This is a genomic window from Synechocystis sp. PCC 7509 (genome assembly GCF_000332075.2).
Lineage (GTDB): Bacteria > Cyanobacteriota > Cyanobacteriia > Cyanobacteriales > Chroococcidiopsidaceae > Aliterella.
The window spans coordinates 4,134,571-4,149,660 of the sequence record NZ_ALVU02000001.1; the positions used below are offsets into that span (position 1 = coordinate 4,134,571).

General features: G+C 43.0%; 13 protein-coding genes and 1 tRNA gene. 6 read left to right on the forward strand and 8 right to left on the reverse strand.

What is annotated here, in order from left to right; genetic code table 11:
• Positions 1 to 121: 121 nt before the first annotated feature.
• On the forward strand, positions 122 to 1,519 hold the full coding sequence (locus tag SYN7509_RS0220655; protein ID WP_009633573.1) for an amidase: 1,398 nt from the start codon (positions 122 to 124) through the stop codon (positions 1,517 to 1,519).
• A gap of 38 nt (positions 1,520 to 1,557) precedes the next feature.
• On the opposite strand, the gene ilvC is transcribed toward SYN7509_RS0220655, so the two are convergent.
• A complete protein-coding gene (ilvC, locus tag SYN7509_RS0220660) occupies positions 1,558 to 2,553 on the reverse strand; it encodes a ketol-acid reductoisomerase (RefSeq protein ID WP_009633572.1) in 996 nt (331 codons plus the stop codon).
• Positions 2,554 to 2,912: 359 nt separating this feature from the next.
• On the opposite strand from ilvC, the gene SYN7509_RS0220665 reads away from it, so the two are divergent.
• Together SYN7509_RS0220665 and SYN7509_RS30525 are read left to right on the forward strand one after the other, a co-directional pair.
• Positions 2,913 to 4,952, forward strand: coding sequence for an elongation factor G (locus SYN7509_RS0220665; protein WP_009633571.1), 2,040 nt, complete (start codon positions 2,913 to 2,915; stop codon positions 4,950 to 4,952).
• 59 nt (positions 4,953 to 5,011) lie between these two features.
• Entirely contained in the window at positions 5,012 to 5,188 is a 177-nt protein-coding gene (locus SYN7509_RS30525; protein ID WP_009633570.1) for a hypothetical protein, read from the forward strand.
• A 2-nt stretch (positions 5,189 to 5,190) separates the two neighbouring features.
• Here the strand turns inward: SYN7509_RS30525 and ctpC are convergent, their stop codons facing one another.
• From ctpC to SYN7509_RS0220705, 7 genes are all read right to left on the reverse strand, one after another.
• Positions 5,191 to 6,480: a carboxyl-terminal processing protease CtpC gene (gene ctpC, locus SYN7509_RS0220675; protein ID WP_009633569.1), complete on the reverse strand. Its 1,290-nt coding sequence runs from the start codon at positions 6,478 to 6,480 to the stop codon at positions 5,191 to 5,193.
• Between the two features lie 102 nt (positions 6,481 to 6,582).
• Entirely contained in the window at positions 6,583 to 7,776 is a 1,194-nt protein-coding gene (gene ispG, locus SYN7509_RS0220680; RefSeq protein WP_009633568.1) for a (E)-4-hydroxy-3-methylbut-2-enyl-diphosphate synthase, read from the reverse strand.
• 78 nt (positions 7,777 to 7,854) lie between these two features.
• On the reverse strand, positions 7,855 to 9,162 hold the full coding sequence (locus tag SYN7509_RS26530) for a dihydrolipoyl dehydrogenase family protein (RefSeq protein ID WP_009633567.1): 1,308 nt from the start codon (positions 9,160 to 9,162) through the stop codon (positions 7,855 to 7,857).
• Positions 9,163 to 9,183: 21 nt separating this feature from the next.
• Entirely contained in the window at positions 9,184 to 10,290 is a 1,107-nt protein-coding gene (gene cobD / locus SYN7509_RS0220690) for a threonine-phosphate decarboxylase CobD (RefSeq protein ID WP_009633566.1), read from the reverse strand.
• A 4-nt stretch (positions 10,291 to 10,294) separates the two neighbouring features.
• Positions 10,295 to 10,582, reverse strand: coding sequence for an HU family DNA-binding protein (locus SYN7509_RS0220695; RefSeq protein ID WP_009633565.1), 288 nt, complete (start codon positions 10,580 to 10,582; stop codon positions 10,295 to 10,297).
• Positions 10,583 to 10,897: 315 nt separating this feature from the next.
• Entirely contained in the window at positions 10,898 to 11,689 is a 792-nt protein-coding gene (locus tag SYN7509_RS0220700) for a TrmH family RNA methyltransferase (protein WP_009633564.1), read from the reverse strand.
• A gap of 25 nt (positions 11,690 to 11,714) precedes the next feature.
• Positions 11,715 to 11,796 (reverse strand) — tRNA-Leu (locus SYN7509_RS0220705).
• Between the two features lie 286 nt (positions 11,797 to 12,082).
• Between SYN7509_RS0220705 and murA the strand changes: the two genes are divergently transcribed.
• The 3 genes from murA (at position 12,083) to SYN7509_RS0220720 (ending at position 15,007) form a co-directional block, all read left to right on the forward strand.
• A complete protein-coding gene (gene murA, locus SYN7509_RS0220710) occupies positions 12,083 to 13,444 on the forward strand; it encodes a UDP-N-acetylglucosamine 1-carboxyvinyltransferase (RefSeq protein WP_227501570.1) in 1,362 nt (453 codons plus the stop codon).
• 77 nt (positions 13,445 to 13,521) lie between these two features.
• Positions 13,522 to 14,427 (forward strand): agmatinase, encoded by a 906-nt coding sequence (gene speB / locus SYN7509_RS0220715; protein ID WP_009633562.1) that lies wholly within the window; start codon positions 13,522 to 13,524, stop codon positions 14,425 to 14,427.
• Between the two features lie 31 nt (positions 14,428 to 14,458).
• On the forward strand, positions 14,459 to 15,007 hold the full coding sequence (locus SYN7509_RS0220720) for a thioredoxin family protein (protein ID WP_009633561.1): 549 nt from the start codon (positions 14,459 to 14,461) through the stop codon (positions 15,005 to 15,007).
• The last annotated feature ends 83 nt before the right edge of the window (positions 15,008 to 15,090 follow it).

Consider the following 15,090-nt stretch of genomic DNA (forward strand, 5'->3'; position numbering starts at 1 on the left):
TACGCGGTAAGTTAAAGTTGCGCGATCGCTTTCAAACGATAGATAATTGCGATATCTTGCGATAAGCTACCCAATCAGTTATAGCTATTTCTGCTGTACCTTAATCCTTTCCTATAAGTCTATGAATCAAATTGATTTAGCCTTTAGTTCTGCCCTTACTCAAGCGCAATTAGTTAATAGTCGCCAAGTATCGCCTTTAGAATTAGTAAACCTGTATTTACAACGTATTGAGCAGTTAGATAGCCAGCTTGGTAGTTATTTTACGGTAATGGCAGAAAGTGCGATCGCTGAAGCTAAAGTTAAAACCGAATTATTAGCTAATAGTCGCACCCAATTACCGCCTTTTTTTGGCGTACCCATAGCAATTAAAGACCTTAATCCCGTTGCTGGGGTGCGCTGTACTTACGGAACTCCGGCTTTAATGGACAATATAGCAACCTACGATGATGGTGTCATTACCCGCCTCAAACAAGCTGGATTTATTATTTTAGGTAAAACGGCTACTTCTGAACTTGGTTCTTTTCCTTACACTGAACCAATGAGTTTTCCACCGACGCGCAATCCTTGGAATTTGGACTATACCGCCGGAGGTTCTAGCGGCGGTAGTGCGGCGGCGGTGGCGGCGGGTTTATCTGCGGTGGCGATTGGTTCAGATGGCGGCGGTTCGGTACGCGGCCCAGCGTTTTGCTGCGGACTGGTCGGGATTAAGCCTTCTAGAGGGCGTATATCTTACGCACCTGTGGGGGATCTTTTAAGTGGAATTCCTGCTATAGGGTCTTTGACGCGGACGGTAGCCGACGGAGCGGCTATGCTTGATGTGATGGCGGGTTATGTAACGGGCGATCCTTATTGGCTACCAGCGCCGGAAACATCGTTTTTGAGCGCTGCAAATCAAACCCCAAAACCTTTAAAAATTGCTTTCTCTACCAGCATCCCGCCGTTAGGAGAAGTTGAAAATCAGTGCAAACAAGCAGTTTTAGATACAGTCAAAGTTTTAACAGATTTAGGGCATAGTGTGGAACAAAGTTGTCCCGATTTTACGGGCTTGACTGAACCATTTACGACTGTATGGCAAGCTGGGGTTGCTTATTCAGGTATTCCCAAACAAGTATTGCAACCGATGAATCAATGGCTTTACGATCAAACAGGTTCGGCGGGAGATTATTTGCGGGCAGTGGCACAAATGCAAGTAATCGCTCGAAAAATTGTGGCGTTTTTTGACACGATTGACGTATTAGTTTTACCTACTTATATGCACCCAACTATTAAAGTTGGCGAGTGGGCAAATCTTAGCCCCCAGGAGACTTTTGAGAAAATTATTAATTGGGTTGCACCTTGTCCGCCTTTTAATGCTACTGGACAAAGTGCGATCGCACTACCTACAGGTTTTGATTCGGTAGGTTTACCCCTAGGCATTCAATTAATTGGTCGTCCCGCCGCCGAAGCTACAATAATTAGTCTTGCAGCACAGTTAGAAGCTGCTAATCCTTGGAATCAACATCGCCCCAACTTTGTGTAGAGACATTTTTTAAAATATCTCTACAGATTTATTGACTTCTAGTCTTTTTTCATCCAACTAAACATCGCTCGTAAATCTTTACCAACCTCCTCAATGGGGTGTTCGGCTTCCTGGCGGCGCATAGCTGTAAATCCGGGCTTCCCGGCTTGGTTTTCCAACACAAAATCTCGCGCAAATTGTCCCGATTGAATTTCTTGCAAAATCTTCCGCATCTCTGCTTTAGTTTCGTCGGTAACAATTCTCGGCCCGCGAGTATAATCCCCGTACTCTGCGGTATTAGAGATGCTATCACGCATTTTTGCAAGTCCACCTTCTACAATCAAGTCAACGATTAGTTTAACTTCGTGCAGACATTCAAAATAAGCTAGTTCTGGTTGGTAGCCGGCCGCTACAAGGGTTTCAAAACCTGCCTTGATTAAGGCGCTCAATCCGCCACACAGTACCGCTTGTTCGCCAAATAAATCGGTTTCGGTTTCTTCTCTAAAAGTAGTTTCCAGTACCCCCGCGCGAGTACCACCGATACCTTTAGCATAAGCCATCGCGCGATCGCGCGCTTGCCCACTTGCGTCTTGATATACGGCAAATAAAGCCGGGACACCTTGACCTTGTTCGTAAGTCCGGCGAACTAAATGCCCTGGCCCTTTAGGCGCTACCATAACAACATCAACATCTTCTGGGGGGACTACTTGACCAAAGTGGATGTTAAAACCGTGCGCAAAAGCGATAACTTTTCCCGCCGTTAAGTGTGGTTCAATTTCTTGCTTATAAATAGTTTTTTGCACTTCATCAGGGAGCAAAATCATAATAAAGTCAGCACTTTTTGCCGCATCAGCGACGGAATGCACGGGAATACCTGCGTTTTTAGCTTTCTCCGCAGACTTACTACCCGGATACAGCCCGACAATTACGTTCATACCACTATCTTTGAGATTTAGGGCGTGAGCGTGTCCTTGAGAACCATATCCAATAATTGCAATGGTTTTTTGAGCTAATAAATCTAAATTGGCATCTGTGTCATAATACATCCGCGCCATAATAACAACTCCCTCTGTGCAAGTATAATAATTTAGTGCAAACCGTTAATTTTACCGCAGTTTTTACCTTAAATTGTTGTTTGCGGAGAACTTGGAGTAACGGTAGAATTTCCCCACACAACTCAATAATTGCTTTAACACCAATATCTGAACATTAAGATAACTCTATAAAAATTGATTTTAATTAAACTAATTAGAGTCAAACATGACGATAGACTACGATTGTTTTCGGCAAAATTCACGATCGCAAATAGACGCAGGAAAAAGCGGGATAATTCTTAAAAATCGAGTCAATTAAATATGACGACCTTGCTAATAACTAATTGACTCTTGTTCAGGCAAGGCATTTAGGAGGTTTTATGTCAGAAAAGGTGAAACTAGGGACTTGCAATGTTGCCATTGTCGGTCCCTACTTGAGCGGTAAAACCAGTTTGTTTGAAAGTTTGCTATCCGTTACTGGAGCAATTTCTCGTAAAGGTAATGTTAGGGATGGCTTTACAGTCGGAGATAATGCTCCCGAAGCCAAAGAGCGCCAAATGAGCGTTGAAGTTAGCGCGGCTAACACTAAATATGGAGATATTAGCTTTACTTTTATAGATTGTCCAGGTTCAGTAGAATTTGCCCAAGAAACCTATAACGCGCTGATGGGTGTAGATATAGCCGTCGTTGTTTGCGAACCAAGTAGCGATAATGGTCATGGACTGCATCAAAAAGTCCTGACTCTTGCTCCTTTATTTAAGTTTCTGGATGACTGGGAAATTCCCCACTTAGTTTTTATTAACAAAATGGATCGTTCCAGCACAAATTTTATTGATGTGTTGCACGCGCTAAAATCTGTTTCTAGTCGTCCCGTTGTGCCACACCAGTACCCCATTACTGAAGACGAACATATTAGCGGATTTATCGATCTAGTTACAGAACAAGCTTATCATTATCACCCCGGCGCGGCTGCCGATGAAGTGGCATTTCCCGCCGCTTTAAAGTCACAAGAACAAGCCGCGCGTACAGAAATGCTGGAAGAACTAGCAAATTTTGACGACCATTTGTTAGAGGAATTGTTAGAAGAAATTAATCCCTCCGCCGAAGAAATTTTGCAAGACTTGAAGCTAGAATTAGGCGCAGATTTAGTTGTTCCGGTATTATTTGGCATCGCAGAACTTGATTATGGGGTGCGTCCGTTATTAGAAATGCTGTTAAAAGAAGCCCCTACGCCCGAAACTACTGCCCAACGGCGCAATATTCCTAAAAATATTGCTACTCCTTTAGCGCAGGTGTTGAAAACTTATTTCACTCCCCAAGGTGGGAAAATGTCCCTAGTAAGGGTGTGGCAAGGTGAATTAACAGAAGGTATTGTTTTAAATGGCGTGCGTGTGGGGGGATTATATCGGTTAGTCGGACAGCAACAAAAGTCTGTAAATACCGCCGAAGCGGGAGAAATCATTGCTATTAGCCGCTTAGAAGGGGTCAAAACTGGGGATACTCTAACAACTAATGGCGATCGCTTTTCATTAGTCAAAGCTGCTAAAATAACTCCAGTTTACGCAATAGCGATCGCTCCCCAAAACCGCAACGATGAAGTAAAGCTCAGTAGCGCCTTGACTAAGCTTTCAGAAGAAGACCCGGCTTTAGCTTGGGAGCAACACGGCGATACTCATGAAGTTATCTTGTGGGGTCAAGGGGAAATTCATTTGCAAGTTGCCTTAGATAGGTTGCGACGCAAATATAACTTGCCAATGGCGACTCATTTACCCCAAGTACCTTACAAAGAAACCATCCGCAAACCTATTGCTTCAATTCACGGACGTTATAAGCATCAAAGTGGCGGTCATGGACAGTTTGGCGATGTTTATTTAGAAATTGAACCTTTGCCTAGAGGTGGGGGTTTTAACTTCCGCGATACGATTGTTGGGGGTGTTGTCCCAAAACAATACATCCCTGGGGTAGAAATGGGTGTGCGGGAGTATTTGACGCGTGGTAGTTTGGGTTTTCCAGTGGTAGACGTTGCGGTTACTTTAACTAGCGGCTCTTATCACAGCGTAGATAGTTCGGAGCAAGCTTTTAAACAAGCGGCGCGAATTGCCATGCAAACGGGAATGGCGAAAGGCGAACCAACTTTACTAGAACCCATTACCAAAATTGAAGTATCCACACCCAGCGAATTTACATCCAAAGTGCTGCAACTTGTAAGTGGTAAACGAGGACAAATTTTAGGCTACGAACCAATAAATGATTGGCAAGGTTGGGATAAAGTTACAGCTTACTTACCTCAAGCGGAGAATTTCAACTTTATTATAGAGTTGCGAAGTCTTACTCTTGGTGTTGGCTCTTTTCAATGGCAATACGACCATCTCCAAGAAGTACCCGAAAAAGTAGCCGAAAAAATCTTCAGTCCTAAATAAGTGCTTGCGGTACGGGCTACCCAGCCCGTACATTAATACAAATATATTCTTTCTAAATTATGAGCGATGCACAAATTTGGTATATTGTCAAGTTATCGGGCGGCAATTGTGAAATAATTGCGACTGAACCATCGGCTACGGAAGTAGAACAAAAATGGGGCCCTTTTCTATCCAAAGAAGACGCGATCGCGCGGCGGATTGGTTTAATTCGTGCTGGTAAGTGTCAGCCAGTGTAAAACTAACGCACAGCTTCGGCTCTAGGGCTGCGCTGTGCCGCTATTTGTTTAGTTAGTACCGATAAAGCCTTATCGTATTGAGGATCTCCGGGAGTGCCTACTTTTGTGCGATCGCTTACTAACTTTTCTTTTTGTTTTTCGGTTAGTTCCAATACCACATCGGGCTTAATTCCGGCTTTATTGATATCACGACCGTTAGGAGTAAAGTATTTAGCGATCGTTACTGCCATTCCTGACTCACCATCGCCTAAACTTCGTACCGACTGCACTAAACCTTTCCCAAAAGTTTTCGTCCCAACTAACACACCGCGTTTATTGTCTTGTAATGCGCCAGAGAGAATTTCACTAGCACTAGCCGAGCCACCATCTACTAATACCACTACTGGTTTATCTGTAAGGGCGCGATTGTTGGCTTTTTCTAAGTCTTTTGTGCCGCGCCTATCTACCGTAGAGACAATTGTGCCTTCATCTAGCCACATTTGGGCAATTTCAATACTAGAGTAGAGCAAGCCGCCGGGATTAGAACGCAAGTCTAAAATATATCCGGCTACGTTTTTTTTCTCCAAATCTTTGATCGCGTTACGCATTTCTGAGGAGGCGTTAGCACTAAACTGATTTAGGCGAATGTATCCAGTGCCGCCGTTAGGACTATTTTGATAGCTGTAACGGACTGGGTGCAGTTCAATTTTTGCTCTTTTGACGCGAAACTGCCTTTGCTGTTTGTTTCGCAAAATAGTAATATTAACTTCTGTCCCTGGCTTGCCGCGAATTAATGATACTGCCTCATTAATATTCATCCCCTGAGTGCTTTTATCGTTAATTTTGGTAATAATATCTTTAGCCAAAATTCCCGCCGCCGCCGCCGGAGTACCTTCCATTGGGGCAATTACAGTTATTCTCTTAGTTTTTTCATCGGGGGCGATTTGAATGCCAATTCCCGAAAGTTCCCCAGAAGTTTCTACTTGCAAACTCTTAAATTCTTCCGGGTCCATGAAGCGAGTATAAGGATCTTCTAGCTTCTCTAGCATTTGGCGGATGGCTTTATAGGCATCCTGTTTAGTTGTATAAGTGCGACTCAAATATTCTTTACGGATATTTTGCCAATCTACTTGATTAAATGTCCCGTCTACATAACTGCGATCAATAACTTGCCAAACTTCATCTACTAATTGTTTGGGACTTTCTTTAAAAAAAGCTTTACCTGGCGAGTAAATGCCAGAAATATTGACAGCGAATGCCGTTAACATTGCTGCGGTTGCACCTATAACAAGCCCTTGTTTTGAAATTGCCATAATGACTGCTGTAACCAGAGAAAAATACTCGTAGGTTGTAAGTAAGCCCAATTTAACACAAGTGGCTAACAAGGGCTTGCGTAGTAACTCTTAGCTGTTGTTTTAGGGGTCGATCCAGCGATCGTCAGCTTTGATTAAATTAATCAATTCTTTAACCCCTTCAGCTTCTGGGACTTTTTTAATTTCTTCTCTACCCCGATACAAAGAAATATAGCCTGGTTGCTTGCCTACATAGCCGTAATCAGCATCCGCCATTTCTCCGGGCCCGTTAACAATGCAACCCATAACGGCGATATCTAAACCCGTTAAGTGTTTGGTTGCTTCTCTAACTTCATGCAATACTTCTTCTAAATTAAACAGCGTTCGACCGCAGGAAGGACAAGCAACGTACTCTACCATTGTTTTTCGCAATCCCAAAGCTTGCAGGATGCTGTAACAAACGGAGATTTCTTTTTCTGGGGCTTCGGTGATCGATACTCGGATTGTATCGCCAATTCCATCAGCTAAAAGTGGTGCTATACCCGCCGTTGACTTGATGCGTCCGTACTCTCCATCTCCGGCTTCGGTAACGCCCAAATGCAAGGGGTAATCCATCCCTAATGCGTCCATACGCTGCGCCATTAAGCGGTAAGCTGCTACCATTACCGGGACGCGGGAGGCTTTGAGGGAAATTACGATATTGCCAAAGTCTAGAGACTCGCAGATGCGGATAAATTCTAGCGCCGATTCTACCATGCCTTCGGGAGTGTCGCCGTAGGTAAATAGCATTCTTTCGGCTAAAGAGCCATGATTTACACCGATTCTCATTGCTTTTCCGCGATCGCGCAACGATACTACTAATGGTGCTAAGGTTTCGCGGATTTTTTCCCCAATCTCGTCAAAGTCTGCTTGGGTGTAGTCGCTAGTTTTTGGTTTTTCAAATACGTACAATCCTGGATTGATGCGGACTTTATCAACGTGCTTGGCAACTTCTAGGGCGATTTTCATGCCATTATGATGCACGTCTGCAACTAAGGGGACGCTTTGGTACGTTAGGGCTAATTTTTGTTTAATTTCTGCTAAAGCTTTGGCGTGAGCCATACTCGGTACAGTAACGCGGACAATTTCGCAGCCAATTTCATGCAGGCGACGAATTGCAGCTACTGAGCCATCTATATCTAAGGTGTCTTCATTAATCATCGACTGCACCACCACCGGATAGCCGCCGCCAATGATGATATTACCAACTTTGACGCTTCGAGTTTTGCGGCGGTGAATGGTGGTGTCTAAGGTTGCTGGGTTTGTCAGGGTTTGCATAACCTGTAGGGGATAAATGGGGTAAGGGAGACACCGACAAAGTAACTATTTTGTCCCGTTTAAGATTTTAGCGCGAACTTAACGCCCGAAAGTAAAGATTTCTGAAAAACTAGGATAGATGGGGAATAATTGAGAAATTGCCTCTATTTTCAGTTTTTGGGCGATCGCTAAAGCCATAACATTAATTAATTCCCCTGCTTGAGGACTAATAATTGTTGCTCCTAATATCTCTCCGTTACGGCGAACAACTAATTTATAAATTCCGGTAGTTTCTTCTATTAATTGCGCCGCCGCTACACTTTTAAAATAATGCTGTACTACGCTAACATTGTCGCTGTAAAGTTGTTTTGCTTTGGTTTCTGTAAATCCCACTTGAGCTATTTGAGGATTGGTAGCAATTGCCCAAGGAATACTTTGATAATTAGTTTTTATTTTTGGCAATAATAAAGCATTGTTTACAGCAATTTTTGCTTCGTAATTATTAATGTTAGCGTCAGAATAACCCCCAATTACCTCGCCACAGGCATAGATTTGAGGATTTGTAGTTTGCAAAAATGAATTTACTTCAATACCTCGTTGATACGATTTCACTTTTACGGCTTCTAAACGTAAGTCTTTAATATTAGGTTGATAGCCAGCACACACCAAAATCTCATCAGTTTCAATAGCTTCATTCCCTACTTGAATCCATTTTTTACCATCTAGTTCTTTGATTTGGCTGATAGTTTTTTCGGTGAGTACCCGCACACCGTCAGCTTCCAAGATAGCTTCGACTAAGTAAGATATATCCGCATCTAAACTAGGTAAAATTTGCGCTGCTGTAGCTATTAAAGTAATCTTAAAACCCAATTTACTTAAAATTTGCGCCCAAGTAATACTATCGGGATTGTTACCAATTATTACCCAATTTTTCCCGCTATCTACAGCTAATTGCTGCCCAATATTTGAGGGAGTAAAATAACTGGCATCCAGTCCAATAGTTTTTGGTATAGCGCCGGTAGCAATTAGATAAGAACGAGCAATAAGTTGGCGGTTGTTAGCTTTAATTAGCAATTGGCGATCGCTAAACTCTGCATTGCCAACAATTACATCTACTCCCAACGCCGCGAGTATTGCCAAAGAATATTTTTCCTCTACGTTAGCAATAAAGTTTTTTACCCATTGCCTAACTTCTTCCCAACTAAGAGGTGTTTGGTAAGTAGAAGGGATAAAAAATTGTTGGTGATTCTGCCTAAGCTGATTTAAAGCATGAGGTATAAGGAAATTAAATAGTGTTGTTTCGTATGGTTCGATAAGAGCAACTTTTTTATTTTGCTCCATCGCCCAAATAGCTGCATAACGTCCTGCTAAAGAACCACCAATAATTACTAAATCGTAATCCGCCATAGGTTTTGTTAGGTAATGGCGTTAATTAATTATAGATTGGGCGATCGCTTTGACTAATTGCTCGTTGTCGCACTGCGACTTCACCGCTACTCGAAAATAGCTGTCGCCAAGCTCTGGAAAACTCAGACAGTCGCGGATTAATATCCTGTGTTGCTGCAATAAGCGCTCCTGAAGCTGTTTAACCGAGCTATTGGAGTGTACCAGTAAAAAGTTTGCCGCACTTGCCCAAGGCGTTAATCCTGGCAATTGAGACAAGCTTGTAAATAGCCAGTCTCGCGCCGTTGGTAGCCAGTCCCAAGTTTGCTGTTGAAAAGCTGTATCTTGAATAATTGCGATCGCCGCCGCCGCCGCCAAAGTGCCGACAGACCAAGGATCGCGCCTAGATTGCCACAATTTTAATCGGTCGGGGTGAGAAATCGCATAACCCATTCTTAGCCCTGGTAAACTGTAAAACTTAGTTAGCGATCGCAAAATTACTAAATTGGGATATTTTTCCACTAACGGGATTAGGCTTTGTTGCTGCTCTGGCGGCAAAAAATCCATAAAAGCTTCGTCTACCACAACTAAGGCAAATTCTTCTAAGTAAGGTGCAATTGAATCCAGTAAAAATAACTTACCACTAGGATTGTGGGGATTATTTAGCAATAGCCCCCGCTCCAAGGGAGAGTAGGAGTGGAGGCTTGATTGCTCAGATAACAGAAAAGTGCTATCGCAATGCACGTAAGCAGAATCTAACTTTTGCTGACCAAAAATCGGAAACTGGTGGATATTGGCATTAAAAGCTTCAAGACTGCGCCTATAGTCTCCAAAAGCTGGCGTAACTAAAGCCGTAACTGCAAGAGTTGCTAAATCCCAGCCTGCCCAAGTAAGTAATTCTGCCGAGCCATTGCCCGGCAAAATCCAATCGGGGGATAATTGATGCAATTTCCCTATAGCCGTCCGTAGTTCCCAATAGTCTGGATCGGGGTAATGGCTAAGGTTCGCCAGATTAGCAACGATGGCAGAAATCGCACTAGCTGGTGGTCCTAAAGGACTAATACTGGCAGAAAAGTCAACAATTGCATCCGCAGGACAGCCCGACATTGCTGCTGCCCAGGCTAAATTCCCTCCATGTCCAGGCTGTGACAAGCTTTTAGTCGTCTCCTTTGGGTGCTACTTTCTCTCTAAACAATTTGCCTGGAGAAAAAGCCGGAACTCTTGTTGCGGGAATACTCATCTTTTCGTTAGTTTTGGGGTTGCGTCCTTCGCGTTCTTTGCGATCGCGTCTTTCAAAAGAGCCAAAGCCTACTAGAGTTACTTTGTCTCCCGTCGATACCGCGTCCACAATTGAGTCTAAAGCAGCGCTGAGTACCGCATCAGCTTGTTTTTTGGTTACATTAGCTCTTTCTGCTACTGCGTCAACCAATTCACCTTTATTCATTATCAATCTCCTTAAGAACTACAGGCAAAATTTCGCCCTGTGGGATAAATAAACTGAATTTAACTCACAATCGCTGAAACTTGTGTAAATTCGATATTTCAATGAATCATTCTAAGGTGCGATCGCCTAATTTGGATCGATGAAACCTTTAAGATATATGGATTTGGCGACTTCTTTTGTAATTTTTGCTTATCAATGCTGAGAAAATGCCCAATTTTGCCACTCAATCGAACTAATTACACCAAAATATGGTATAATTGTGAATTTTTTAGAAAAAACCATTATATAGAGACACAATACTTAACCAATTACCCATTACCCATTACCCATTACCCATTGCTGACGTTGAGCTTCGTATAGTAATAAAGCGGCGGCGATCGCTACGTTTACCGATTCCACCCCAGCATTTAAAGGAATACTTACCTGTTTGTCAGCAATCTCTAACAATTGATTTGATAATCCTGCACCTTCGTTCCCCAACAAAATTAAAGTCGGACGCTGTAAGTCCAATTCCCAGTAAGTTAATTTTGCATTGGCAGTAGTAGAGACAATTTGTATTCCCGATTTTTGATAATCAAGGCAAGTGGCGCTTAAGTTGTCACTTACTGCCATTGGTAAGCGAAACCATTGCCCAGCACTTGCTCTTAAGACCTTGGGATGATCTAAATCTACACTATCGCTACTCAACCACAATCCCGCTGCCCCCGCCGCCGCACAGGTACGAATAATTGTGCCTAAATTTCCTGGATCTTGGACGGTTTCTAATGCTAGTAATAAACCCTTGCAGGGCAATGTTTCGTGAGGATCTTTACGCTTTGCTGTGGCAATGATGCCATCAGGGTTTACCGTAGTTGCGATTACTTTCAATACTTCGGCGCTAACAATTTCTAGGCGATCGGTTTTTAAAACCAGATTTTCCCATAGATTTTGATGATTTGCTTGCCATTGCTCAGTACAGCAAACGCTGACTAACGGATAATCAACGGCACAAGCAGACTCAATTAGATGAGTTCCTTCTAGCAAAAATAAATTTTGTTCTTTGCGTTCTTTTGCCGAATGGAGTTTGCGGAGTTGCTTGACAAAGGGATTTTGTAGACTTGTCAGCATTGGGGGGTTTTGGCTGTAGAATCAATGCGGAACCCGGGACTTGAACCCGGAAGCCTTGCGGCACTAGAACCTGAATCTAGCGCGTCTGCCAATTCCGCCAGTTCCGCTTACTAAGTCTTTTTGGAGACAATTTGTAATCATCCATTATATACAAACTCCTGTCAATAGCTACGTAAGTAAACAGAAGTTTTGCGCTCTATAATTTACGAGGAATTTAAACTAATTTTGCTCATGGCAGTATAAACACGAGGAGCAATACTACCTACAAAGTGCAAATCTCCGAGAATTTTCTAGTTTTACGGATGGCGATTATCAATGTAGAATCAAGACCAAATTCCCATATGTAAAAATACTCAACAAATTTCGGAGGCTAAAATTATTACTACTAATCCCATCTCTATCAAAATCCCCAATTCCCCAGAAGCCGACCCATCAGTATTACAAATCTGGGGTGGAGCGCCACTAAAAGGTCACGTCAGAATTAGCGGTGCCAAAAATTCAGCTTTAGTCTTGATTGTTGCCGCCTTGCTTTGCTCGGAAGATTGCCGCCTGCGTAACGTTCCGGCGCTAGTAGATGTAACGCTAATGGGGGAAATTCTTTTGTCTTTGGGTGTGAAGATTACCCAAACTGGCGATGTTTTAGATATAAATGCCACTACCATTGGCAAATCTCAAGCGCCCTACGAGTTGGTTAGTCAGTTACGAGCAAGCTTCTTTGCTATTGGCCCATTGCTGGCACGCTTAGGAGCCGCTTGCGTACCCTTGCCTGGTGGTTGCACTATTGGAGCAAGACCTGTAGCTTTGCACGTGCGAGGGCTGCAACTAATGGGCGCTGACGTGCAAATAGAGCATGGCATGGTCAATGCCTATATTAAGGGCAATAGAAAAAGATTAAAGGGAGCAAAAATTTATTTAGATTATCCCAGTGTCGGCGCAACAGAAACGTTGATGATGGCAGCAACTTTAGCTGACGGAGAAACAATTATTGAAAATGCCGCTCAAGAGCCAGAAGTTGTAGACTTAGCCAATTTCTGTAATGCGATGGGGGCAAAAATTCAGGGTGCAGGGACAAATACTATAGTTATTTGCGGTGTTCCTCAATTGCATACTGCTGATTATGCGATTATTCCCGATCGCGTTGAAGCGGCAACATTCTTAATCGCTGGAGCAATTACTTATTCTGAACTAACTGTTTCTCCAGTTATCCCCGATCATCTTACTGCGGCGATCGCCAAGTTGCGCGATATTGGGGCGCAAGTAGTCACCGATTCCCCCGACTGTCTGCGAATTATTCCCGGAAGTAGCCTCCGAGGTACAGACATTGAAACTCTGCCTTATCCTGGCTTTCCGACAGATATGCAGGCGCAGTTTATGGCACTACTTTCGCTAAGTGAAGGCAATAGTTTAGTTTCCGAAACCGTATTTGAAAACCGTTTGCGTCACGTCCCAGAATTAAACCGCATGGGCGCAGATATTCGCGTTAAAAACAATCATGCGATTATTCGTGGTGTACCGATGTTATCGGGCGCACCAGTTGTAGCTACAGATTTAAGAGCATCGGCGGCTTTAGTTTTAGCGGGTTTAGCCGCCCAAGGCAAAACTACAATTCAAGGATTGCATCATTTAGATCGCGGTTACGAACAATTAGAAAATAAGTTGTTAAAAGTCGGAGCTAAATTGCAACGATTACCTCAATCACAGGCAAATATTAGCCCCGTCAGTGCAATTAATTCTGACGCTTTGATTCCGTCTTAATGGTGTAAGGAGTGAGGGGCTTTTACTCCTCACTATATTTATTAATTGTTAAAATTACATATATTAGCTAACGGATTATGAGCGGACAAACTTCTACTTTGACAATGCCACTTATGGGAGCGGATGTAGCCACTAACTACGAGCAAGCAACAGTGGTTATTTTACCAATTCCTTATGAGGCTACAACTACTTATCGTCGCGGTTGCGAACAGGGTCCCGATGCAATTTTAGAAGCCTCGCAGCAAGTGGAATATTACGACGAAGAATTAGATCGAGAAACTTGCAAAGAAGTGGGGATTTTCACAGCAAGGGCGATCGCCGATACGCGCAATTTACCCAAAATCACTGCCGAGGAAATGCTGCAAGTTACCCAAGAAACCGTCTTTAAGCTAATTAAAGATAACAAATTTGTGATTGCTTTAGGGGGCGAACACAGCATTACTACAGGAGTAGTCGAAGCCTATCGTCAAGCTTACCCCAACGAGGCGTTTACAGTAGTTCAAATTGATGCTCATGGAGACTTGCGCCACGAGTACGAAGGCTCAATCCATAATCACGCTTGCGTGATGCGGCGAATTGTTGACATGGGTTTGCCTACGGTGCAAATTGGGATTAGAGCTATTTGTAAAGAAGAAGCAGATTTAATTAAAGCAAAAAACTTGACAGTTTTTCGGGCGCGAGATATTGCTGGTAGTACCGATTGGATTGAAAAGGCGATCGCCTCTATTCCCACAAAAAAAGTATTTCTAACTATTGACTTAGACGGCATCGACCCAACTTTAATACCTGGAGTTGGTACTCCTGAACCTGGGGGCTTGACTTGGTATGAGTTGACGGTGTTTTTAGCTCAAGTATTTGCTGCTCGTGAAGTGATCGGCTGCGATGTAATGGAATTAGCACCAATCGTTGATTCAGTAGTTTCACAATTTACAGCAGCGAAATTAGTTTATAAACTGATTGGATATCAGTCACACACTATCTAAATTTATTCCTAACTTTATTAAATTAACAATCATGACTTCCCTAGAACTAACTCCTACAGCTATTGGTAGCTACGCCCCAGACTTTGAAATTAGAGGTACCGACTCTGAAGTTCACCACTTAGCTCGTTATTTAGAAAAGTTTAAAGCGGTGGGTGTTGTCTTTATGGCAAATAACTCCGCCGATGTCAAAATGTATGTAGAGCGATTAAAAAACTTGCAAACTGCTATGCAAGGACAAGGTTTTACTCTTATTGGCATCAATCCTCACGATGGCAACCAAGATCCAGAGGAAAGCTTTGAGAATATGAAAAAGTTTGCTATCGAACAAAAATTAAATTTTCCCTATTTGTGGGATTCAACTCAAGACGTGACGCGCAGTTTTGGCGCACCTACAATTCCTATGGTATTTTTGCTAGATGCTACGAGCAAAGTCCGTTACCGGGGCGCAATTGACGATAATAACCAAGCAAATGCAGTTAAAAGTAAGTATTTAGAAGTAGCAATAACCGCCTTAATGAAAGGAGAAGCAATTGAAATAACTGCAACCGAAGCTGTAGGTAGTGAGGTAAGGTGGCGCTAAGATTTGGGAGAACTTAAGGGACAAATATAAAAAAGCATCGCTCTACTGCTATCTTAAGTTGGAGGCAAGAACTGAAAAAAAAT

What these genes read in the sequence shown, in the direction of transcription:
- SYN7509_RS30525 (WP_009633570.1), top strand. Translation starts at nt 5,012, where the DNA reads ATGAGCGATGCACAAATTTGGTATATTGTCAAGTTATCGGGCGGCAAT.
- ctpC (WP_009633569.1), bottom strand. Translation starts at nt 6,480, where the DNA reads ATGGCAATTTCAAAACAAGGGCTTGTTATAGGTGCAACCGCAGCAATG.
- SYN7509_RS0220695 (WP_009633565.1), bottom strand. Translation starts at nt 10,582, where the DNA reads ATGAATAAAGGTGAATTGGTTGACGCAGTAGCAGAAAGAGCTAATGTA.
- SYN7509_RS0220720 (WP_009633561.1), top strand. Translation starts at nt 14,459, where the DNA reads ATGACTTCCCTAGAACTAACTCCTACAGCTATTGGTAGCTACGCCCCA.
- ilvC (WP_009633572.1), bottom strand. Translation starts at nt 2,553, where the DNA reads ATGGCGCGGATGTATTATGACACAGATGCCAATTTAGATTTATTAGCT.
- ispG (WP_009633568.1), bottom strand. Translation starts at nt 7,776, where the DNA reads ATGCAAACCCTGACAAACCCAGCAACCTTAGACACCACCATTCACCGC.
- SYN7509_RS0220700 (WP_009633564.1), bottom strand. Translation starts at nt 11,689, where the DNA reads ATGCTGACAAGTCTACAAAATCCCTTTGTCAAGCAACTCCGCAAACTC.
- SYN7509_RS0220655 (WP_009633573.1), top strand. Translation starts at nt 122, where the DNA reads ATGAATCAAATTGATTTAGCCTTTAGTTCTGCCCTTACTCAAGCGCAA.
- speB (WP_009633562.1), top strand. Translation starts at nt 13,522, where the DNA reads ATGAGCGGACAAACTTCTACTTTGACAATGCCACTTATGGGAGCGGAT.
- SYN7509_RS26530 (WP_009633567.1), bottom strand. Translation starts at nt 9,162, where the DNA reads ATGGCGGATTACGATTTAGTAATTATTGGTGGTTCTTTAGCAGGACGT.
- SYN7509_RS0220665 (WP_009633571.1), top strand. Translation starts at nt 2,913, where the DNA reads ATGTCAGAAAAGGTGAAACTAGGGACTTGCAATGTTGCCATTGTCGGT.